Below are 21,431 nucleotides of genomic sequence, written 5' to 3'. Positions count from 1 at the left end.
GCTCCTCGGGAGCGGGCCGGGCGTCGGCGTCGCGGCCGTCCGGGCCGCTACTGGCTGATGCGCTGCTGCCCTCGCTGTCCGTGAACCAGGCGGCTGGTTCGTACGCTGTCACGCGCAGTGGTCGGTTCGCAACCGCTTATCGTTCGTTCGCCCGCGGTACCTCCGGGACCCGTTCCAGGACGCCCGCGCCGAACAGTTCGTACAACGGCAGCGTCTCCAGGTGGACGTAGCCGATGTGGCAGTCGCACACCGGCAGCGGGCAGGTGCGCGGCCGCAGCTGGGCGCGGTAGCTGCCGTCGTAGAGGTTGCCGAGAGCGTCCCGGACGAAGTGGCAGCGGCGCACCGTGCCGTCGCCGTCCACCGACAGCACCGACTCGCCGGTGCGGCAGGGCAGACCGGCGCTCGGGTGGGCGTGCCGGCTGTAGCCGAAGTGCGGGTCCAGGGCTGTCCAGAGGGCGGCCTCGGCATCGGTGTAGCTGCGGCCCTCGGCGGCGTTGATCCACAGGTAGACGTCGGGGGCGAGTGCCGCGCGCAGCCGCCGCGCCTCGGCGAGGTGCTCCGGCTGGCCGACCACGCCCACGCTGTACCGCACGCCGAGCGCGTCCAGGTCGCGGCACTTGGCGAGGAAGCGGTCGTACGGTACCTGGCCCGGGTGGTAGGTGACCCACAGGGCCAGGGTGCCGAGGTCGGCCCCGGCGAGCCAGTCGGTGCGGCAGCTCAGGTTGGTCTGGATCGCGACCCGGCGCACGTGCGGGAGCAGGCTCAGCTCGACCAGCGCCCGGCGGTACCAGGAGCGGACCAGGCCCTCGCCCCAGGGGGTGAACAGCAGCGACAGGGTGTCACCGGTGCCCGCGCGCCCGGCGGCCCAGGCCGTGAAGCGCTCCAACGCCGCCCGGTCGGCCCGCAGTTGCCGGGGCGAGTCGTGGCGCTTGGCGAACGGGCAGTAGGGGCAGTCGTAGTCGCAGGAGGCGAGCGGGCCGCGGTAGAGCAGGGTGAGGTCCCGCGCCTGCTCCCCGTCGACGGCGGGGGCGCCGGAGGCGGCGGGCGCGGCGGGGGCGGTCGAGGGCATGCCGAGGAAGGTCATTTCACCTCGTAGGCCGCCATCAGGCCCCGGACCTCGGGCGAGAACAGCAGCGGCCCAACGGCGTCCGAGTGCGCCAGGCCCTCGGGGGTGAGCCGCAGCCGCTCCGGATCGTCGGCGAGCCAGCCGCGTTCGGCGAACCCGGCCAGCTCCGCCGCGAAGTCCTCGCCCGGTGAACTGCCGAAGCGGGCGCGGTAGTCGGCCAGCGGCATGCCCTCGGCCTGGAGCAGCGACTGGACGAGGTGGCGGCGGCGCGGCTCCTCGCCGGCCATCCAGTGGCCCACCTCGGCGCGGTGGAAGTCCTCGGTGGCGACGTAGTCGTCGATGATGCCGCGCACCTCGGTGGCGTTGACCGCGTAGTCGAAGGAGTAGTGCAGCCGCGAGGTGTACGAGCGGGCGCCGCAGCCGAGGCCCACCATGCCGTCGGTCTGGCAGGCGTACTCGCTCGCGCCGGCCTGCGGGGAGGCCGCGCGGCGGAACATCCGCATCGACACCTGCTCGTAGCCGTTGGCCAGCAGGTGGTCGCGGCCGGCCCGGTAGAGGGCGAGCCGGCGGGCGTCCCAGGCGGCGGGGCCCTCCTGCTCGCCGCGTCGGGCCAGACCGGTCAGCGGGCGGACGTACAGCGGGTAGAGGTACAGCTCCTCGGGCCGCCAGAGCAGCGCGGCGTCCAGCGAGCGCAGCCAACTCGCCTCGGTCTGGCCGTCGATGCCGTAGATGAGGTCGATGTTCAGCACCGGGATGCCGGCGGCGCGGATCCGGCCGAGGGCGGCCTCCACCTCGGCCCGCTTCTGCGGGCGGACGGCCGAGCGGGCCTCGGTGTCGTCGAAGGACTGCACGCCCAGGCTCAGCCGGGTGGTGCCCCGGGCGGCCAGCACGTCGAGCCGGTCGGCGGTCGCGGTGGCGGGCGAGGCCTCCACCGAGAGCGGGACCGCGCGCAGGTCGGCGCCCATCCGCTGCTCGGCTATGTCGCACAGCCGCTCCAGCTCGGCGGCCGTCAGGTAGGTGGGCGTGCCGCCGCCGAACGCGGCCAGGGCGAACCGGGCGCCCTCGTCGAGCGCCGAGCGCACGGCGCCCGCCTGGCGGTCCAGGGCGTCCAGGTAGGCGGTGGTCAGCCCCTCGGGACTGCCGATCCGGGTGAACAGGTTGCAGAAGCCGCAGCGGACCTCGCAGAACGGGACGTGCAGGTAGAGCGAGAGGGTGTGCTGCGGCTCCCCGGCCCACAGCTCGCTCAGCAGCGGGCGCTCGGGCAGCGGGCGGTACGCGGTCTTGTGCGGGTAGGCGTAGACGTACGACTGGTACGGCGAGTCGGGGAGCGGGGGTGCGGTGGTCATACGCGCTCCTCGGTGGCGGTGGCCGTGGCGTCCGTTGGGGTGCGGGCGGGGATGGTGAAGTGGGCGTACGGGACGGTCCACACCACCTCGTGGCCGATCCGGTGCCCGGTGTAGCCGTCCTCGCCGTACGCGGTGCCGTGGTCGGAGCAGATCACGGCGAAGCAGGGGCGGCGGGTACTCATCGCCGCGAACAGCCGGCCGATGTGGGCGTCCACGTATTCCAGGGCGGCGGCGTGGCTGGCCCTGGAGTCGCCGTGCTCGCGGGTGGCGCCGGGCAGGTGGAACCAGTTGGGCTGGTGCAGGGCCGAGACGTTCAGGAACAGGAACAGCGGCTGGTCGGCGGGCTGTTCGGCGGCGACCCGCTCGGCGCGGGCGACCTGCTCCTCGAAGGACGTCGGGGAGGCCACGCCCATCGAGGGCTCCCAGTGGCTCTCCTGGAACAAGCCGGGCAGCACGGAGCCGAGCGGGCCCTGCTTGTTGAAGAAGCCGACGCCGCCGATGCAGACCGTCCGGTACCCGGCTGCGCCCAGGGCGGTCGGCAGGTCGGGTGCGTCGAACACCCAGGTGCGGGTGGCCGTGCTCTCCGAGCCGGCGAAACGGGCCGCGAACAGGCGCGGGTGGGGGCCGCCCGGGGAAGCCGGGGTAGGCAGGAAGCCGGCCAGGATCGCCTGGTGGGAGGCGTAGGTGAAGCTGCCGGGCGCGTGCCGGCGCTCCCAGCGGCCGTGGGGGAGGAACGCGGCGAGGTGGGGGATGCGGCCGGCCGCGGCCAACTCCTCGGCGACGTCGAAGCGCAGGGTGTCGAGGGTGACGAGCAGCAGGTCGTGGCTGCCCACGACCGCGTTCATGTCGGGGTTCGGAGCGGTCGTCTCGGGCGCGGGCCGGTGGTTCTGGTGGTTCTGGTGGTTCATCGGGCTGGTTCCATGGTCTGGTGGTGCGGCTGGACAGTGGTGCCCGCCGTGGAGCTCAGGGCGGCGAGCTGGGCGCCGTAGGTGTCGAGGCCCTCGGCCGGCCCGCCGGGCAGGCCGGTGAGGTTGGGGAGCAGGTCGCCGAAGGCGTTCACCTCGCCGACCAGGGCGCGCCGCCAGCAGGCCGTGGGCAGGACGTCCACGCCGACCATCGGCGAGCCGGGGAAGCAGGCCGCTGCCCGCTCGGCCGTCTCCAGCAGGGCCGGCCAGGCCGGGCCGGCCGTCTCCCGGGCCAGGTCGAGGCTGCCCCGGGCGCCGCCGAGGTGCAGGTTGGTCATCGGCTGGGTGCTGGTGCGCACCACCGCGTGGGTGGCCCGCCCCGCCACCACCACGACGCGCAGGTCCGCCGCGCGGCCGGCCTGGGAGGCCTTCGGGATCCACTGCTCGACGTGCAGCCCGTCCGGCGCCAGGCGGTCGACGATCGCGCCGACGTCCCGCTCGTCGCGGTAGCGGCGCACCCGCAGCGAGTTGTGCAGCCGGCCGTCGGCCAGCTCGACCGAGGTGGTCGCCAGCAGCCGTCCGCGCGGGCCGAACTCCAGCGCCATCACCCCGGAGGCGGAGGAACCGTGTGCGGGCTTGACGAAGACCCGCCGCAGGCCGGCCTCCGCGAGCCGGCCGCGCAACTGCTCCCAGCCGGAGACCCCGCCGCCGAGCGCCCGGGGCACCGGCACCCCGGCTTCGGCGAGCAGCGTGTGTGTCCGACGCTTGTCGAACATCACGGCGATCTCCTCCGGATCGCCGAGGAGCCGTACGCCCGGGCGCGCGGCCAGCCCGCGCAGGGCGGCCAGCACCCCCGCGTACCAGGCGGCCGTGCCCTCGACCCGGGTCGGCGCGTAGCCGGAGCCTAGGGCCGGGCCGCGCAGCAGCTCGTCGACCAGGGGCTCCTCGCCGGGCGACTCGATGCGCAGCAGGGTGCCCTCGGGCAGCCGGTACCCGCCGCGCAGCACGTCCAGCCAGGGCAGGACGGCGGGCTCGGGCAGGCCGGCGGCGCGAGCGGCGGCGGCGAACAGCGTCACCCGCCGGTGCCCGGGGTTGCCGAGGACGGTCAGCTGCGGCGTCATCGGGTCGTCACCGCCTACTCGGCGACCGCGACGTAGCGGTCCTCGTCGTCCTCGCCCGCGTCCTCGGCCTCCGAGAGGTCGAGTTCCACACCGGGCAGGGCCTGGCGCAGGCGCTGCTGCATCTCCTCGGTGAGGTAGTGGTGGTGCAGGTCGAGGGCTCGCAGGTGGGTGAGCGGCTGGCCCTCCAGCAGGGCGGTCGCGCCCTCGTCGCTCAGCACGCCCATGGACAGGCCGAGCGACTCCAGCCGGGCGACCACCGGGGCGTGGGCGAGGGCGGCGGCGATCTCGTCCTGGAACTCGCTGTTCTGCAGGCCGAGGTGGCGCAGCTTCGGCAGGCGCGAGCCGTCCAGGAAGGGTGCGAGGTCGTCGAGCGTGGTGTCGCCGCCGTACTCGTCCACGCCGAGCCACAGTTCCAGCCGCTCCAGCGCGGGCAGTTCGGAGCCGGACACCGCGCGCACCACCGTGGCCGGCAGGCCGCCGGACTCGAAGCGCAGGGCCCTGAGCCGCTCGTGCCGCACCGGTTGCAGGGCGAGGTCCATGCCGCCGCGCACGGCCAGCGAGGTGAGCTGGGGGAGGGCGGTCAGCAGCGGGGTGACGTCGTCCATCTCCATCCAGGAGATCTCGCACTCGTCGAAGGTGACGTCGCCGAGGAAGAGCGCCTCCAGGGCGGGCAGACGGTCGGCCGCGGCGGTGATCGTCTCCATCGTGGCGCGGACGGAGACGTAACCGCGGTGGTCCCACCACGGGCCGATCACCAGGGCGCGGACCTCGGCCGGGTCGACGGACCGGAGGAAGGACCGCCAGACGTGGTCGAAGTCCTGCTTGGTGTCCCAGTCGACGGAGAGGCGCCAGGCGACGGTGTCGGCGGCGGGGCGCGGCCGGGCGGCGGGTGCCTCGGTGGATGCCGCGTCGGGTGCGGCGTCGGGGGCGAAGTCGTGGATCGGCAGCTCGTGGAAGCGTTCGAGGTGGTGCGAGACCGTCATGTCGGGTCCTGGCGGGTGCGGTGGGGAGGGCGGACGCGGTGGCGGGGCGGGGCTCGGGGCTACTCAGCCACGGCGACGTAGCGCCACCGGTCGTCGGGCTTGCCCGGCTCGGAGAGGTCGAGCTCGACGCCGGGCAGGGCCTGGCGCAGGCGCTGCTGCATCTCCTCGGTGAGGTAGTGGTGGTGCAGGTCGAGGGCTCGCAGGTGGGTGAGCGGCTGGCCCTCCAGCAGGGCGGTCGCGCCCTGGTCGGTCAGCACGCCCATGGACAGGCTGAGCGACTCCAGCCGGGCGACCACCGGGGCGTGGGCGAGGGCGGCGGCGATCTCGTCCTGGAACTCGCTGTTCTGCAGGCCGAGGTGGCGCAGCTTGGGCAGGTGCGAGCCGTCCAGGAAGGGCGCGAGGTCGCCCACCGTGGCGTCCCCGCCGTAGCTGTCCACCCCCAGCCAGAGCTCCAGCCGCTCCAGGGCGGGGAAGTCGCAGGCGGCCACCGAGCGGACGACCGGGGCGGGCAGGCCGCCGGCCTCGAAGCGCAGGGCCTTCAGCGCCTCGTGCCGCAGCGGTTCCAGGGCGAGGCCGCCCTCGCCGTTCCAGTCCTCCGAGGCACCGCGCACCACCAGCTCGGTCAGCTCCGGGAACGCCGTCAGCAGCGGCGTCACGTCGCACTGCTGGATCCAGGAGATCTCGCACTCCTCGTAGGTGATGTCGCCGGCGAACAGCGCGCGCAGGGCGGGCAGCCGGGGGGCCGCGGCGACGACCGCGTCCAGCGGCTCCCGGAAGGAGTCCGGCTCGTCCGGCGCCCACTGGCCGATCACCAGGGCGGTGACCCGCTCGGTGTCGACGGCGTCGAGGAACTGCTGCCAGCGCTCGACCCAGCTCTGCTCGGACTCGTACTCGAGCGCGATCCGCCACGCGACGGCGGCGGCCTCCGGCAGCCGGGCGGCCCCCGCTTCGCCGGACGCCTCGGCCTCCTGCAGGGCGTGGACGAAGTCGAAGACCGGGAGACCGTGGAACTGCTCCACGTGCTGGTTGACGGTCATGCGCTGCTCCTCCGGAAGGATCGGGTCGAACGACTCTCTACCAGTCGCGACTGACAGCCTGGCGGCCGGGTGGTGGCCAGGGTGCGTTGTCAGACCCTTGCCCTACGTTCAGGTCGTGGCTCCGGAGCGTGACCGTGTCCGGCACGGCGGAACCATGGGTTCCGGTGCCCGCCGGGGTCCGGTCGTACGGCGAGGGAGAACTGATGTACCGCCAGGGCGATGTGCTGATCGTGCCGGTCGGGGAGGCGGTGGTGCCGCTCCGGGTGGCCGGGCTGGCCACGCAGCCCCGGGACGCTCGGGGGCGGATGGTGCTCGCCCTCGGCGAGGTCACCGGCCACGCCCACGCCGTGGTCGGCCCCGGCGAACTGCGCCGGGAGGCGGGGCCGTTCGGCGAGGCCTGGCTGCACCTGCCGGAGGGCGGCCGGGTGGTGCACGAGGAGCACGCGGCGATACCACTGCCCAAGGGGTGGTACCGGGTGATCCGCCAGCGCGAGTACGTTCCGGGCGCGGTGCGTGTCGTCGCGGACTGAGCGGGCTGAGCGGACCGACTGGACTGACTGGACCGAGTGGACCGAGTGGACCGAGCGGGACCGGCTCGAGGGCATCGGTGGCGGGCGCGGGCCCGCGTGGCAGGAACGGGAACGGAAAGGACGGCCGGGTGGGGCGCCGGGCCGGAGGACGGAGCAGACGATGGAGACGGTGATCCGTGACGATGCGACGGTGGCGGCAGCCGGTGCCGCCGGGGTGACGGCGCGCTGGCGGGCGGCCGCGGCGGCCACCGGGCCGGCCGACCGGGCGGCGGTCGAGCGTGCGGTCCGAGCCGCCTACCGGGCGGCCGGGCTGGCCGAACCCGCGGCCGTGCACTGGTTCGCTTCGCCGCTCCAGGCGGCCGAGGCGGCGCTGGAGCTGCGGGCCGACGGCGCGGTGAGTGTGCGCGAGGCGGTCCGCACCCGGCCGTGGGAGGAGGCTCGGCGGCAGGCCGTCGAGCGGGTCGGCGCGACCGGGTGGGCGGCGCACTGGGCGCTCACCGGCGGCGAACTCGGTCCGGTCACCACGCCGCTGGCCGACCGCGTGCGCAACGCCGTGCTCGACCGGCTCGCGCCCGAGGCGGACCGCGGGGAGGCCTCCGACGACGCGGCGGCCGCCGCCCGAGCCCGCCGCACCGCCGCCCGAGCCCGCCGCACCGCCGTCCGGCTCGCCCTGCTGGACGCCGTGCGCGGCCAGCACGACGCGCCCTGGTTCGCCGCCTTCGACGCCGCCGGAGCGGGCGCCGAGGCCGTCGCGCCGCTCGCCGAGGTGGCGCGGGAGGCCGGCTGGTGGTGGCCGTACCAGGGCGCGGTGCTGCTCTCCGAACGGCCGGTGGCCCTGCACCGGGACGAGGCAGGGCGGCTCGACCGGGCGGACGGCCCGGCCCTGGAGTACGCCGACGGCTTCGCCCTGCACGCCTGGCGCGGGATGCCCGTGCCCGCCGAGTTCCTGGCGGGCCTGGGCGAGGTGACGGCCGACCGGGTCCGCACCGAGGAGAACGCCGAACTCCGCCGCGTCCTGCTGGAGCACTACGGCTACGAGCGGTACCTCGCCGACTCCGGCGCCGAGCCCGTCCACCGCGACGAGACGGGCGTGCTGTGGCGGATCGTGCTGCCCGACGACGAACCGGTGGTGATGGTCGAGGTGGTCAACTCCACCCCCGAGCCCGACGGCACCTTCCGCACCTACTGGCTGCGCGTGCCCCCGAGCACCCGCACCGCCCGGGCCGGGGTCGCCTGGACCTTCGGCATACCCGAGACCGCGTACCACCCGCAGCGCGAGACCTGACCGGCCCGGCACCCGGCATCCGGCATCCGACGCCCGGTACGGGCCGAGGCTGCGCGGGTTGACCCTCACCCCACGTCAGGCCGCACGGTGGGGCGCGGCGCACCGGGCGGCCGCAGCTCGACGCACGGACGCACGGACGCGCGGGTACGAGGATGCACGGATCACCAGGAGGACACCATGAGCTGGTCGGTCGGACAGGTCTCCGGATTCGCCGGAGTCACGGTGCGGACCCTGCACCACTACGACCGGTCCGGGCTGCTCTCGCCCAGCGAACGCAGTCCGGCCGGTTACCGGCTCTACAACGCGGCGGACCTCACCAGGCTCCAGCAGATCCTCTTCTACCGGGAACTCGGCTTCCCGCTCGACGAGATCGCCACGATCCTGGCCGACCCGCTCGCCAACGCGCTGGACCACCTGCTCGCCCGGCGCGACGCGCTCACCGAGCAGATCGCGCGGCTGCAGAAGCTGGTGGACGTCGCGGAACGGGCGATCGAGGTCCAGCGCACCGGGATCGAACTCTCCCCGGAGGAACGGTTCGAGGTCTTCGGCGACGTCGTCTTCGACCTCAGCTACGCCGCCGACGCCCACCTCAAGTGGGGGGACCAGGAGGGCCACCGGGAAGCCCTGGCCCGCGCCGCCGGCCACACGAAGGAGGACTGGAGGCGCCTGATGGCCGAAGCCGCCGACTGGCGCGGGCGGTTGCTCGCCGCCTTCGACCAGGGCCTGCCCGCCGACCACCGGGAGGTGCTGGACCTCGCCGAGGAGCACCGTCGGCACATCGCCCGCTGGTTCACGCCCTGTCCGCCCGAGATGCACCGCCGGATCGCCGACGACTACGAGGCGGACGCCCGGGCCTTCGCCCTCGTGGTGCCACCGGCCGAGCAGCGCCCCGGACTCGCCGCCTACCTTCGCAGCGCCATCGCTGCCAACGCCGAGCGGCGTGCGGGGGCGAGCGGCCCGGAGGCGGCGCGATGAGGATCCTCATCATGGCGGCGGGCTCGTACGGCGATGTCGCCCCGTACACCGGGCTCGGGGTTCGGCTCCGTGGCGAGGGTCACGAGGTCGCCCTCGCCGCGCCGGAGGCCTTCCGTGAACTGGTGAGCGGCAGCGGCCTCACGTTCCGTTCGCTGCCGGTCGACCCCCGGGGCGGGGCGTCGGAGGGGAACGAGGGGCGCTCCTCACTCCTGGCGCGAGCCGCGGCCTTCGTGGAGCGGCTCGGCGACGGGCTCGCCGACGCGGCCGCTCCCGGTGCCGACCTGCTGTTGCTCGCCACGACGACGGCTCCGCTCGGCTGGCACCTGGCCGAGGCGATGGAGGTGCCGAGCATCGGTGTCTACCTCCAACCCACCCTGCCGACCGGGGAGTTCCCGCCCGTCGTCGGTCCGGGGCGCTCGCTCGGCCGTTGGGGCAACCGGGCGGCGGGCGAGCTCGGCCAGCGGGTGGTGGACCGGCTGCACGCCGGGGCGGCCCGGCGACTGCGGATGCGGCTGGGCTTGCCCGGACACTCCCAGACGGCGCGCCGGCGGGCGGTGGAACGCGCCGACTGGCCGATCCTGCACGGGTTCAGTTCCGCGCTGGTGCCGCGCCCGGCCGACTGGCGGCGGGGGCTGGCGGTGGTCGGCAACTGGTGGCCGCACGTCGCGGCCGACTACCGGCTCCCGGCGGAGGTCGAGGACTTCCTGCGAGCCGGGCCGCCGCCGGTGTTCATCGGGTTCGGCAGCATGGCGGCCGGCCAGGGCGAGCGGCTCAGCGGGCTCGCGGTCGAGGCACTGCGGCGCGCGAGGGTGCGCGGTGTGCTGCAGTCCGGCTGGAGCGGGCTCGGTTCGCGGGAGGACGACGTGCTGACCATCGGTGAGCTGCCGCACTCCCACCTGTTCCCGCGGATGGCTGCCGTGGTCCACCACGCGGGCGCCGGGACGGCGGCCGCGACCCTGCGCGCGGGCGTGCCGAGCGTCCCGGTACCTGTGGCGGCCGACCAGCCGTTCTGGGCGGGCCGGATCACGCGGCTCGGCGCGGCCACCGGCCCGATACCGTTCGCCGCGCTGACCGCGGCCCGACTGGGCGAGGCCGTCCGGCAGGCCGTCGAGGACCGGTCGTACCGGGACCGGGCGGAGTCGGTGGCCCGCAGGATGGCGGGGGAGGACGGTGCGGCGCGGGTCGTGCAGGCGGTGGCGGAGCTGCCGGTGCCGCCGCGGCGCTGAGGCCGAACGGACGCTCCTTCACCCCCTGCCGTCACCTCGCGCCGTCGGGCCAGGGTGTGCTCCAGCCAGTCGAGCGCCACGGTGTCCCGCAGCTGTGGCGCCGTCGGAGCGCATTGGCCGCCGGCGCCCTGGCGAGGTGAGATGGGCGGCCAGCCCGAGCTCGCCGCGCGAACGAGAGGTACCCGGCGGCGTGCAGGTAGCCGTCCCGGGCCCGGAGAGCTGGCCTGCCCGCCGGGCTGACGCCGCACCCCGGGCGGTGCGGCGACCGAGCGCGAGGAACTCCTCGTGGTAGCCGCGCCCGGACAGTCCGGCCCGGTTGATGCGGTCTACGGCGGCGAGCACCTCCCGGGCCCCGCCACCCGGTAGGTGGTGGCGCCGAGGGCGGCGCGGTCATGCTGGGGATCAGCAGGGCGAGGAAGTCGGGGCGCTGGGGACGGATCAGGCGGATGACGACGGCGGCCGCCGGTACCGCGGCCGACGAGAGCAGGGACCACCACTGGTCGACGCCCGCGAGGCGCAGCCCGTAGTAGACGCCGAGCGGCAGGGCGAGTTCGAGCAGCAGGGGTAACAGGGTGGTGGTTAACACGGACCGGCAAAACGAAGGGCGTGAAAACGTCCCGCCGCCTCCGAGGAGGCAGGCCGGCGGGGTTGCGCGGTGAGTAGCGGCAGGTCAGGGCGCCCGGGCGATCAGGAGGGGCTGGAAGAAACCGGTGTCGGCGGGCTGCTCCCAGCCGGCCTCGACGAGGCCCGCCTCGGCGGCGAATGCGCTCAACTGCGCCCGGCTCAGCGCCCAGTAGCTGGAGCGGTGGACCGCGACCTGCCACTGCCCGGCGTCGTCCGGCAGCAGCCGGAACAGCTCCAGGTCGTACCGCTCGCCGTCCTCATGCCAGTGCCAGAGCTGGAAGATGACCGACCGCAGGCCGTCCCGCGCGGTGGTCTGCGACGGGGTGGAGGCCGGACGGTCGCGGCGCAGCGCGTCGTACGGCCGGGTGGAGACCAGCAGCAGGCCGCCCGGTCGCAGGACCCGGCGCATCTCGCCCAGCGCGGCGCGGACGTCCTCGGCCGTGAGCAGGTGGGGCAGCGCGTTGTCGGCGCACACCACGACGTCGAAGCGCCCGTCCGGGAAGGGGAGCCGGCGCATGTCGGCGGCCGCCGTGGGCAGCCGCAGCCCGCGCCCGGCGGCCTCGGCGGTGGCGCGGGCGGCGGCCACCGGGCTGAGGTCGGTGCCGGTGACCGGGTGCCCGAGCGCGGCCAGACCGATCGCCTGGGTGCCGATGCCGCAGGCGCAGTCCAGCACCCCGGCCGGGCCCGGCCCCAGACGCGCGCGGATCAGGGCGTCCAGCGCGGCGCCCTGCCGGGTGAGCGAGGCGTCCCAGTCGGCGTAGAGCAGGTGGTAGTCGTCGGCGAAATCGTCGTAGAAGCGGCCGAGGGCGGATCGGGTCACGGCGTCGGAACCTCCGCGGGTGGGGGTTGGGAGGAGTAGCGGGCGACATAGGCGTTGAAGTGGGCGAGGTGGAAGGTGGTGTCCTGGAGCACCAGTTCCATCGGCGGTGGGTCCGACACCAGACCGGGAACCCGGTCGGGCCCGTCGGTCCGGATCTTCAGCCGGTGGGTGTTGTGGAACTCGGCGTACGCCTCGGCCTCCTCAAGCGCCCAGAGCCCGCCGTGCTGCTCGAAGCCCGGCTCCGGGCGGGACAGGGCACGCAGCAGGGCGGGGCTGTGGACGGCGCGGGCGCGGAAGTTCTCCAGGAAGCGGAGCCCGGTGACGAGCGTGACGTAGCGGCGGCCGTTGCCCCGGTGGCGTCCGACCACCACGGCGTTGCCCCGGTAGTGCCAGCGCGGCGGGGCGATCCACAGTTTGACCCCGGGGCCGAAGTGCTTGAGGCCCTGGCGGATCTCAAGGCCGCCCTCGCCGTGTGCCGTCTCCCGGGCGACGTTGGCGACGACGCCGTAGCCGAGCGGCTCGCCGGTCTGTTCGTTCGTCATGGCGGCTATCCTCGCCCGGACGTGCCAACACGGAGTGCCGGTTTTCGAGGCCGCGGTTCCGGAACCGGAGGAAGGGGGCGGCCCGTGGAACGGATGCCGGACGGGGACCAGTTGGACGGGCTGCGCCCGCTGCTGGAGGCGGGGGAGGCCGTGCTCGGCTATGAGCCGCACGGGCCCGGTCAGGGCTTCGCCGACCGCTGCTGGGTGCTGCACACGCTGCGGGTGGACGGGCGGCCGGTGCGCTGGGCCGAGGCGCTGGCCGGAGCCGGGCGGCGGCTCGCCGACTGGCCGTTCACCCTGTCGCACCTGGTGTTCGACGGGCCCGCGGCCCTCGCGGGAGAGGTCGAGCCCCCGCGGATCGGGGAGCCGGACCGCGACTGCCTCGTGCGGCTGGTGGAGGTGCTGGCCCGGCACAGTGCGGACGGGCCGGCGACGGACTGCCGCTTCGCCTCGGCCGCGATCGAGGACCTCCTGCGGCCGGTTACGGCCCACCGCGGCCGCTTGGACGAGGCGGCGGCCCACCACGACGCCTGGCCGGATGGAGGCCAGTTCCCCGCGCACTGGTGGCCCTCGGACCGCTCATGGTTCGTCCTCACCAACTGGGACCTCAGCGCCACCGAGGTCTTCGGCCCGTCCGCCCTGATCGCCGAACTGCTCGACGACACCGCTCTGGAGGCCGTTCGCCACCCGGCCGTCGTGGGGGCGGCGGAGGGTGCGGCGCGGTGGCCGGAGTGATCGAGCTGCCGGAGGGGTCCTGGTGGGACTGGGACGTCTACTCCTGGCGCCCGGGCGAACTGCGGCTGGCCGCCGGATACGACCTCTGCTACCACCACGGCCTGGAGCTGGTCCTGGGACTTCTCCTGGCTGGACGGTCGAGGCACCGAGGACCGCCCCTCCTCGGGCTACCAGCGGCTGCTGGCCGAGCGGCTGGGCTCGGCGACGGCGTCCCTGGGCATCCAGACCGGCTGCGACGAGGTGCTCGCGGCCGCCTTGCGGCAGGGCGCCCGCCCACCGGTGCTGGCGGCCACCGAGTCCTGGTCGCCCAACCTGGCCAGGGCCACCGACTGGGTGTACCCGCGGGGTGCGGTGGTGGTCGCCGACCTGGACGAGCCGCCGCTGCCCTTCGCGGACGAGGCCTTCGACCTGGTCAGTAGCCGGCATCCGGTGCGGGCCTTCTGGTCGGAGATCGCCCGGGTGCTGCGGCCCGGCGGCACGTATGTCGCCCAGCACGTGGGCCCGACACCGGTGTTCGAACTGGTCGAGTGCTTCCTCGGGCCGCAGCCCGAGGCGCGCGAGGGCCGCCGCCCAGAGGGACTTCGAGACCAGCCCGACCACCCGGAGACCATGATCCGCTCGGCGGTGATCGGCAGCATGGCCCGCCGACTCACCCGAGGTCAACCGGCGTCGCGGCCTGGCCCGCGCTCGACGACGACGTGCACAGCCGACCCGTGACAGGTTGGAGACGCACGGTCTGGTTGGATGTGGATGTGAACAGCGGCAGCCACCAGGAGTCAGGTCTCTCGAAGAGCGTCTGGAGCGATGCCGACTTCGAGGAGATGGGCTGGCACGACGCCACCATCCACGGTCTGTGCCTGCAACAGACGGACGACATCCTGCCGCGGCTTCTGCTCGACCTCGACTACATCGTCCGCTGGGTCCACCCGGTCAAGCCGGCCGAGAACTTCTCCTTCTGGATCGCCCCTGCGACGCTCGTCTTCGAGGACGTCTGGGACCTGGAGGGCGACCTCGGTTTCAAAGGCATGCACCCGGAGCTGGAGATCGACGAGGTACACCGGCTGGCGCCGGACGACGGCAAGCAGGACTGGCCGCAGTGGCACATCCAAGGCCATGCATTCGACCTGAAGTTCCGCGCGTCGGGCTTCCGCCAGTACTTCCGCCATGCCCCGCGGCTCACGCCGGTCCAGGTGCTGTCCGCCGCCGAGCGCGGAGGTTGCTGCTTCACCGAGGTCAGCTTCGACTGAGCAGGCGTTCGGGGAACCGCGTCCTCGACCGGAGCGGGTGTGGCCAGACCGACACCGGCACCGGGGCGGTCGGCCGCTGTTGTCCGTAAGCCGGGGAGGCATGCCCTGCGCAGAACGCGGTCCGAGCGCATCCGCTCCAGAAAAGGCCCCCGCTCGGTTGGTTCCGGGCGGGGGGATCGGGTGGGTGTTGTTCGAGGTCGGATCATGGGGTGGTCCCTGTTGCGCCGTCCCGGCGGACATCATCGCGGGGCGGACTGCAGGGACCTGTGGAAGGATGCAGATGTCGTGCCCCGGCCCGATTGCGGCGGGCCGGGGCGCCGGATTATGCCGTTGGAGTCAGTTCTTACTTCTCGCCTCGCTCGCCTCGCTCGCCTCGCTCGCCGAAGCCGAAGTCGTGGCGCACGACCCGGAAGCTGCCGACGACGCCGTCGTCGACCTCGACACCCTCGTGCACGCGCTTCGGGTGCACGCCGTCGCTGGCGCTGTGCGGCCCGACGGTGGCGATGGGGGCGCCGTTGTCGCAGACCGCTCCGCTGAAGACCTCGACGGTCCGGTGGCTGTCGTTGCGGACGTTGAGCGACTTGGCGCCCAGGCCGCTGACCACGGTGATGCAGCCGAAGTCGTCGGCGGAGTACGTCCGCTCGTTCACGTGGATGACGCCCCGGTGCTCGTGACGCTCGTGACGCTCGTGACGCTCCCGGCCCTCGTTGCCCTTGCCCTCGTTGCCCTTGCCCTCGTTGCCCTTCGTGCCGCCGTCGAGCGGAGCCAGGGCGGGAGCGGCCGCCGGGGCGGCCTCCTGGACGACCGGGGCCGCCTTCGCCACGGGCTCGGAAGCGGCCGACGCGTAGCTGATACCGGTCACGGCCACGGCCGCCGACGCCGCGAGGGCAATGGCGGTGGTCATCTTGTTCATGGACCCTCTCCTGTTTCTGGACTGAATCGGCTTGGCGCCGACATGAATGAACGTATCGACTGCCTAATTGGCTGTCATATCAATGCGCCGCCAAATGGCTGACGGGCACGACTAAATGAGTGTCAGGCGGGCCCTTGAGGCCAGTGCCGGAGCCGGCCTGAGACGGTCCACCTTGTTTGTCAAATAGGCAAACTGGCAACGGAGTTGACGGATCGCACCGGCCGCCCTGGACATTTCTTGACCCCTCCTCACTCATTCGGCCGATCCCGGTATTCCGTGGCGGAAGCCGGGCCGGAATGACGGTCGGCCAGTTCGCCGGATCGCCCGGCCGCGCACCGGCCCTGGCGCGGTGGCCGCGGACAGGGCCTGCTCATCGAAGGCCAATCGTTCCTACCTGCGAAGACGCCCGTCCACGGCTCCGTACGTGCCAGCTCGCCGGCCTTGCGGTGCTGCAGGGGGGCGTAATTCCGAGGGGCCTGGTTGACCTGCTCGGTGACGCGGTAGACGTCGGCGACGATGTTGTTGATGTTGATCGCGTACGTTCCGCCGTTGTACAGACCACAACCGCTCATCACGTCGGTGACCAGGCGGAACGTGTCGTCGCCCGCATCCCGGATCCGGTGCAACCGGGGGACGGACGTGATCACTGCCCGCTTCGGGGCGTCCTGCGGTGCCTCGATCCCGTCGAGCGGGCTCCCCTCGTAGAGGCCGAGCCGGTCGGTGCGCGCCCAGCAGGACGGCCTTCGGACTCATGAAGACGTCGGCCCGAGTGGCGAGACCGACGCCGTTCCGCCCCATGCCCTGCCTGCCGCTCGGTCCGCCGGGGTGGCCGGCGGGCCGAGCGGGACGTCAGGCCTGCGCGACCAGGTCCAGGTACTCGTCGTGCCAGAGGTCCTCGTCGCCGTCCGGCAGCAGCAGGACCCGGTCCGGCCGCAGGGCCTCGATGGCACCCGGATCGTGGGTGACCATCACGATCGCCCCCGGGTAGGTGCCGACCGCGGCCAGGACCTCCGCCCGGGAGGCCGGGTCCAGGTTGTTGGTCGGCTCGTCCAGGAGCAGCACGTTGGCCCCGGAGTGGACCAGCGCGGCCAGGGCCAGCCGGGTCTTCTCCCCGCCGGACAGGACGCCCGCGGGTTTGTCGGCGTCGTCGCCGCGGAACAGGAACGCGCCGAGCACGGTCCGCAGCTCACCGTCGGTCAGGCCGGGCGCGGCCAGGGCGAGGTTGTCGCGGACGCTGAGCACAGGGTCCAGGGTGTCGTGCTCCTGGGCGAAGTAGCCGAGCCGCAGGCCGGCGCCGGGGACGACCCGGCCCGAGTCGGGCTGCTCGTGGCCGGCCAGGACGCGCAGCAGGGTGGTCTTGCCGGCGCCGTTGAGGCCGAGCACCACCAGCCGGCTGCCGCGGTCCACCGCGAGGTCCAGGCCGCTCAGCACCGCCCGGCCGCCGTAGGCCTTGGCGAGGCTGATCGCGCCGAGCGGCATCCGGCCGCAGGGCGCCGGCTCCGGCAGCCGGATGCGGGCGGTGCGCTCGGCCTGCCGGACCGGTTCGAGCTCGGCGAGCATCCGGTCGGCGCGGCGGGCCATGCTGCGGGCGGTGGTCGCGGTGGCGACGTTGGACCGCATCCGGTCTGCCTGGGCGTGCAGGGCGGCGGCCTTGCGCTCGGCGTTGGCCCGCTCCCGGGTGCGACGGCGCTCGTCGGCCGCGCGCTGGGCCAGGTAGGCCGGCCAGTCGGTGTTGTGGACGTCGATCACGGCGCGCTGGGGGTCCAGGTGGAAGACCCGGTTGACGGTGTCCGCCAGCAGGCCGAGGTCGTGGCTGATCAGGACCAGCCCGCCCTGGTGGGCGGCGAGGAACCCGCGCAGCCAGGCGATCGAGTCGGCGTCCAGGTGGTTGGTGGGCTCGTCCAGTAGCAGGGTGCCGTGGTCGGCGAACAGGATGCGGGCCAGCTCGACCCGGCGGCGCTGGCCGCCGGACAGCGTGCCGACGGGGGAGTCCATCACCCGGCTGGGCAGCCCGAGCCCGGCCGCGACCCGGGCGGCCTCGGCCTCGGCCGCGTAGCCGCCCCGGGACTGGAACCGGGCGTCGGCGCGCGCGTAGGCGTCCATCGCCCGGCGCTCCTCGGCCGGGGAGCCGGCCAGGGCCATCGCCTCCTCGGCGGCGTGCAGCGCGCGCACGGCGGCGTCCAGACCGCGGGCGGACAGGATGCGGTCGGTGACGGTGACGGCCGGGTCGGCGGCGCGGGAGTCCTGCGGGAGGTAGCCGACCGGGCCGGTCCGGGTGACCGTCCCGGCGGCGGGCGGCAGCTGCCCGGCGAGGGTGGCGAGCAGGGTGGTCTTTCCGGCGCCGTTGCGGCCGACCAGGCCGATCCGGTCGCCGGGGGCGATGTGCAGGGTGACGTCGGACAGCAGCAGGCGGGCGCCGACGCGTACGTCGACACCACGGGTGGTGATCATGGAATAACGCTCCGAAACAGCTAACGGACACACGGGTGGCGTGGAGGCGGGTCCGTCAGCTAGGAAATTCGGGGCGTAGACATGTCGGCCAGGCTAGCGGCCGGCCGGAACGGACGCATCCGAATTAACGGGAGCGCCCGGGGCGGGCCGTGGCGTAGGGGGTGGCGCACCGGCGGCGGGGCCGGCGCGCCACCCCGCGCCGGAGGTGCGGGACGGCCGTCAGGCTCGCAGGACGGCGGCCACCACCGAGGGGTGGAACAGCCGGGTCGGCGGCGCGACCAGGGACAGCACCTCGTGGAACGCCGCCGTGACCTCGGGGTTGCGGGTCGCGCCGTGCAGCACCCTGTCCAGGTAGCGGTGCTGGAGCCTGATCAGGGCTCCGGTGGGGCCGCCCGTGGTGGCGGCGAAGCGGACGTCCTCGGCGCAGGACATCATCCACGCGTTCTTGGACACCGCCGCGATCTCCCGCCGGGCGTCCCGGGCCGTGGCGGACCCGATGTCGCCGTGCCGCACGGCCGTACGGCGCAGCACCTGGGCGCAGAACAGCGAGACGGTGACGCCCTGGCCGTACACCGGGTTGAAGGTGCTGGCGGCGTCGCCGACCGCCACCAGGCCCTCGGGGGAGCTGCGCTCGTAGTGCCGCCGCACGCCCGGGCCGGGGAGGAAGCCGCGCACCTCGCCCGCCGGTTCGGCGTCCCCCAGCATCTCCCGCAGGCCGGGGTCGCGCAGCCGGGAGAGGTGCTTGGTGAAGCCCTCCTCGCCGGGCTCCGGTTCGGCGCCGCGCATCCCGGCCAGGCTGACGATCCAGCGGTCACCCTCCACCGGCAGCAGCACGCCCATCCGCGGCTCGTCCGGGGCCTTGGTCTGCAGGTAGATCGCCTGGTGGCCGAGGTCGACACCGGACGGCCGGTGGAACAGCCGGGAGGCGTAGGCGACACCCGCGTCCACCCGCTCCTCGGGCACCGGGCGGCAGCCCAGTTCGGCGAGCCACTTCGGCACGGAGGTCGAGCGGCCGGAGGCGTCGATCACCAACTCGGCGGGGACCTCCCGCACTTCACCGCGCTCCGAGCCGCTCTCCGAGCCGCGCTCGGCGCCCCGTTCGCGGACCTTCACCCCGGTCACCGTCCGCGCGGAGCCGAGCAGGCCGACGACGTCGGTGCCCTCCAGGAACTCGATCGACGGCTCGGTGCGGACCCGGTCCAGCACCAGCTTGTCCAGTACCGGGCGGGTGCAGGAGAGGAAGGACATCCGGGCGGGGTAGTCGATCATCCACCCGGCCGGGCTGAGCCACTTGAGGTCACCCGAGGTGGACACCCGGTGTGCGCCCGCGGCCGTCAACTCCTGGTTGATCCCGGGCATCAGCTCCTCCAGCGCCCGGTGGCCGGCCTCCAGCACCAGGTGCGCGTGCCGCCCCTGTGGCACCCCGGCGCGGAACGCCGGCCCGTCCGGGTACCGGTCCCGCTCCACCACGACGATCCGCTCGGCGAAGCCCCGCAGTGCCCACGCCGCCACCGCACCGGCAAGCCCGCCGCCGATCACCACCGCCGTGCCCCACCCGGGGGCCGTCTCCGAAGAAGTCATGCGACGTAGCGTAGTGGTGGCGGCGCCCGTCCGTAATCGCGCCAGCTGGACGAACGTTCCGGCGGAGCAAGCGGGTTGACGCCGTCACGGGCCCGAGGGCATGTGCGCGCACTCCTCCGGCCGACGCTAAGGAAGCGTCAAGAAGGGCGGCCGACGCCGTCAAGAAGGCGTCAGGGAGCGCCCTGCCGCACGTGGCGGGCAATAGCGTCGCGCGGCGGAGAGAAACGGTTCTGTGTCCGGCCCCACCCCGGGGCCCCGGCAGGCCGTGCGACGGGGGAAAGGGACGTGTCCTCATGACCACCTCGACAGCGGGCGGATCGGCTGCCTCGGCCACCTCGGCCACCTCGGAGGGAGGGGCCGCGGGAGGGGACGACGGCTCCGGACCAGCAGCCGGGCCGCGGGTTCCCTCCGGATACCGGGCCCGACTCGGCCGGGGCCTCCGGAGGGTCGCGAGCCGCGCCCACTGGACCACCCCGCGCCTGGTCCGCGGCCTCACCGCGTTGAGCCTGGCCGCCCTGGTCGGCCTCGGCGCCACCGCCACCGCCGTCCTCGCCGGCGCCCGCGACGGCACCGACACCATCGGCCACCGCGCCGCCCCGCAGGCCACCCGCGCCGCCGACCTCTACTTCGCGCTCAGCGACATGGACGCCCAGGCCGCCAACCTGCTGCTGGTCGGTGACGACCAGGACTACACCACGCTGCGCAAGCAGACCCTCGACACCTACGAGCAGCGCCGCAACGAGGCCGACGACGACCTCCAGCAGGCCGCCCAGTCCGCCGCCGACGACCCGGCCGGGCAGCGCGCCGTCCAGTTGGTGCTCGGCCGGCTCGGCAGCTACGAGGCACTGGTGGCCCGCGCCCAGCTGCTGGAGGAACAGGCAGGGGCCCCGGCCGGCCGACCCTCGCCCGCCGCCCTGGACGCCTACCGGCAGGCCTCCGACCTGCTGCGCAACCAACTGCTGCCCGCCGCCGACCAGGTCACGGCCGCCAACGAGGCCACGGTCGACCAGGTCTACGCCCAGCAGCGCGCCGCCCTGGGCAGCGGCTGGTGGTGGCTGCTCGTCGTCGGGCTGCTCGCCCTCGCAGCGCTGTTCGGGCTCCAGCGGGTGCTGGCCTTGCGCCACCGCCGGGTGCTCAACCCCGTGCTGGCGGCCGCCACGCTGTTGACCGGCGTGGCGCTGGTGACCGGGCTGCACCTGGTGAGCCGCACCGAGGACCACCTGGTGACCGCCAAGAGCAACGCCTACGACTCGGTGATCGCACTCAGCCGGGCCCGCGCCGTCGCGTACGACATGAACGCCGACGAGAGCCGTTACCTGATCGACCCGGGGCGCGCGGCCGTGTGGGAGCAGGCCTACCTGGAGCAGAGCCAGGCCGTGGTCGAGCTCGACGGCGCGACCACAACGGGCAGCTACGGCTCCCGACTGCAGGACGCCCTCAACCGGCACCGGGCGGACCGTTCCGCCGTCCCGTTCGGCGGCTTCCTGGGCAGCGAGCTGCGCAACATCACCTTCCCCGGCGAACAGGAGGCCGCCGAGCGGGTCCTGGGCGCCTTCCAGGAGTACCAGGTGATCGACCGCCGGATGCGGGACCTGCACGACGCGGGGAAGCTCAAGGAGGCGATCACGCTCAACACCGGGCTCGGCAAGGGGCAGTCCAACTACGAGTTCGGGCAGTTGAGCGCGGCCATGGAGGAGACCATCACGGTGAACCGGACGGCGATGGACGCGGCGGTCTCGGCGACCGACGGCGACCTCGACGGCGGCACGGCGGCCCTGGCCGGAGCGGTGCTGGCGGTGGCGCTGGGGCTGACCGCGCTGGGGGTGCGGCCGCGGCTGCGCGAGTACCGGTAGCGCCGGTCCGTCGTCGGTCGGCTCGGGTCGGGTCGGCCCGGTGACTGGAAGTCCGGAAAGCGGGAACGCGGAGGGCGGGCCCGGGGGCGGTCGGCGGGTAGCCCCCCGGGCCCCCCGGGGGGCCCCCCCCCAACCGGGGGAACCCCCCCCGTGGGGCCGGTTGTGAAAAAACCCATACGGACCCGCGCAAA

General features: G+C 74.2%; 18 protein-coding genes and 2 pseudogenes. 9 read left to right on the top strand and 11 right to left on the bottom strand.

What is annotated here, in order from left to right:
- Nucleotides 1-136 precede the first annotated feature (136 nt).
- Genes ACFV1W_RS28330 through ACFV1W_RS28305 form a run of 6 tightly spaced genes read right to left on the bottom strand, consistent with a single transcriptional unit; the run spans nt 137 to nt 6,458 of the window.
- The gene (locus tag ACFV1W_RS28330; RefSeq protein WP_380420074.1) at nt 137-1,069 is read right to left on the bottom strand and encodes an STM4011 family radical SAM protein; all 933 of its coding nucleotides are present in this window, start codon (nt 1,067-1,069) and stop codon (nt 137-139) included.
- Between the two features lie 11 nt (nt 1,070-1,080).
- Nucleotides 1,081-2,412: an STM4012 family radical SAM protein gene (locus ACFV1W_RS28325; protein ID WP_380420073.1), complete on the bottom strand. Its 1,332-nt coding sequence runs from the start codon at nt 2,410-2,412 to the stop codon at nt 1,081-1,083.
- Nucleotides 2,409-3,257: an STM4013/SEN3800 family hydrolase gene (locus tag ACFV1W_RS28320; RefSeq protein ID WP_380420102.1), complete on the bottom strand. Its 849-nt coding sequence runs from the start codon at nt 3,255-3,257 to the stop codon at nt 2,409-2,411. The genes ACFV1W_RS28325 and ACFV1W_RS28320 overlap by 4 nt, the downstream gene beginning before the upstream one ends.
- A gap of 59 nt (nt 3,258-3,316) precedes the next feature.
- Nucleotides 3,317-4,438 (bottom strand): STM4014 family protein, encoded by a 1,122-nt coding sequence (locus ACFV1W_RS28315; protein ID WP_380420072.1) that lies wholly within the window; start codon nt 4,436-4,438, stop codon nt 3,317-3,319.
- A gap of 14 nt (nt 4,439-4,452) precedes the next feature.
- Nucleotides 4,453-5,421 (bottom strand): STM4015 family protein, encoded by a 969-nt coding sequence (locus ACFV1W_RS28310; protein ID WP_380420071.1) that lies wholly within the window; start codon nt 5,419-5,421, stop codon nt 4,453-4,455.
- 59 nt (nt 5,422-5,480) lie between these two features.
- Nucleotides 5,481-6,458, bottom strand: coding sequence for an STM4015 family protein (locus ACFV1W_RS28305; protein ID WP_380420070.1), 978 nt, complete (start codon nt 6,456-6,458; stop codon nt 5,481-5,483).
- A 203-nt stretch (nt 6,459-6,661) separates the two neighbouring features.
- Here ACFV1W_RS28305 and ACFV1W_RS28300 point away from each other — a divergent pair, with 203 nt between their 5' ends.
- From ACFV1W_RS28300 to ACFV1W_RS28285, 4 genes are all read left to right on the top strand, one after another.
- On the top strand, nt 6,662-6,988 hold the full coding sequence (locus tag ACFV1W_RS28300; protein WP_380420069.1) for a hypothetical protein: 327 nt from the start codon (nt 6,662-6,664) through the stop codon (nt 6,986-6,988).
- Between the two features lie 160 nt (nt 6,989-7,148).
- On the top strand, nt 7,149-8,273 hold the full coding sequence (locus tag ACFV1W_RS28295; RefSeq protein ID WP_380420068.1) for a DUF6745 domain-containing protein: 1,125 nt from the start codon (nt 7,149-7,151) through the stop codon (nt 8,271-8,273).
- A 177-nt stretch (nt 8,274-8,450) separates the two neighbouring features.
- Complete coding sequence (locus tag ACFV1W_RS28290; RefSeq protein ID WP_380420067.1) at nt 8,451-9,248, top strand: MerR family transcriptional regulator; 798 nt, start codon at nt 8,451-8,453, stop codon at nt 9,246-9,248.
- Nucleotides 9,245-10,474, top strand: coding sequence for a glycosyltransferase (locus ACFV1W_RS28285; protein WP_380420066.1), 1,230 nt, complete (start codon nt 9,245-9,247; stop codon nt 10,472-10,474). Before ACFV1W_RS28290 ends, ACFV1W_RS28285 begins: the two co-directional genes overlap by 4 nt.
- A 670-nt stretch (nt 10,475-11,144) precedes the next feature.
- On the opposite strand, the gene ACFV1W_RS28280 is transcribed toward ACFV1W_RS28285, so the two are convergent.
- The gene (locus ACFV1W_RS28280; RefSeq protein WP_380420065.1) at nt 11,145-11,918 is read right to left on the bottom strand and encodes a class I SAM-dependent methyltransferase; all 774 of its coding nucleotides are present in this window, start codon (nt 11,916-11,918) and stop codon (nt 11,145-11,147) included.
- Nucleotides 11,915-12,460: a hypothetical protein gene (locus ACFV1W_RS28275; protein ID WP_380420064.1), complete on the bottom strand. Its 546-nt coding sequence runs from the start codon at nt 12,458-12,460 to the stop codon at nt 11,915-11,917. The genes ACFV1W_RS28280 and ACFV1W_RS28275 overlap by 4 nt, the downstream gene beginning before the upstream one ends.
- 84 nt (nt 12,461-12,544) lie before the next feature.
- Between ACFV1W_RS28275 and ACFV1W_RS28270 the strand changes: the two genes are divergently transcribed.
- From ACFV1W_RS28270 to ACFV1W_RS28260, 3 genes and pseudogenes are all read left to right on the top strand, one after another.
- The gene (locus ACFV1W_RS28270) at nt 12,545-13,195 is read left to right on the top strand and encodes a hypothetical protein (protein ID WP_380420063.1); all 651 of its coding nucleotides are present in this window, start codon (nt 12,545-12,547) and stop codon (nt 13,193-13,195) included.
- Nucleotides 13,196-13,309: 114 nt separating this feature from the next.
- Nucleotides 13,310-13,780: pseudogene (locus tag ACFV1W_RS28265) on the top strand (methyltransferase domain-containing protein); the annotation flags it as partial.
- 167 nt (nt 13,781-13,947) lie between these two features.
- Nucleotides 13,948-14,442, top strand: coding sequence for a hypothetical protein (locus ACFV1W_RS28260; RefSeq protein WP_380420062.1), 495 nt, complete (start codon nt 13,948-13,950; stop codon nt 14,440-14,442).
- A gap of 343 nt (nt 14,443-14,785) precedes the next feature.
- Here ACFV1W_RS28260 and ACFV1W_RS28255 read toward each other — a convergent pair whose 3' ends face one another.
- The gene (locus ACFV1W_RS28255; protein ID WP_380420061.1) at nt 14,786-15,355 is read right to left on the bottom strand and encodes a hypothetical protein; all 570 of its coding nucleotides are present in this window, start codon (nt 15,353-15,355) and stop codon (nt 14,786-14,788) included.
- Between the two features lie 325 nt (nt 15,356-15,680).
- On the opposite strand from ACFV1W_RS28255, the pseudogene ACFV1W_RS28250 reads away from it, so the two are divergent.
- A pseudogene (locus ACFV1W_RS28250) lies at nt 15,681-15,818 on the top strand (IS5/IS1182 family transposase); the annotation flags it as partial.
- Nucleotides 15,819-16,204: 386 nt separating this feature from the next.
- Here the strand turns inward: ACFV1W_RS28250 and ACFV1W_RS28245 are convergent.
- Together ACFV1W_RS28245 and ACFV1W_RS28240 are read right to left on the bottom strand one after the other, a co-directional pair.
- Nucleotides 16,205-17,806, bottom strand: coding sequence for an ABC-F family ATP-binding cassette domain-containing protein (locus ACFV1W_RS28245; RefSeq protein WP_380420060.1), 1,602 nt, complete (start codon nt 17,804-17,806; stop codon nt 16,205-16,207).
- A 219-nt stretch (nt 17,807-18,025) separates the two neighbouring features.
- Nucleotides 18,026-19,387, bottom strand: a complete 1,362-nt coding sequence (locus ACFV1W_RS28240; RefSeq protein ID WP_380420059.1) for an FAD-dependent oxidoreductase — start codon at nt 19,385-19,387, stop codon at nt 18,026-18,028.
- Between the two features lie 293 nt (nt 19,388-19,680).
- Here ACFV1W_RS28240 and ACFV1W_RS28235 point away from each other — a divergent pair, with 293 nt between their 5' ends.
- Nucleotides 19,681-21,240 carry a hypothetical protein gene (locus ACFV1W_RS28235; RefSeq protein ID WP_380420058.1) on the top strand — a complete coding sequence of 520 codons (1,560 nt, stop codon included), beginning with the start codon at nt 19,681-19,683 and terminating at the stop codon, nt 21,238-21,240.
- Nucleotides 21,241-21,431 lie beyond the last annotated feature (191 nt).

This window comes from Kitasatospora sp. NPDC059648 (assembly GCF_042734825.1).
In the GTDB taxonomy this organism is placed as follows: Bacteria; Actinomycetota; Actinomycetes; order Streptomycetales; family Streptomycetaceae; genus Kitasatospora.
The sequence above is the reverse complement of the archived record's forward strand: the minus strand, read 5'-3'. Positions and strand labels throughout refer to the sequence as shown.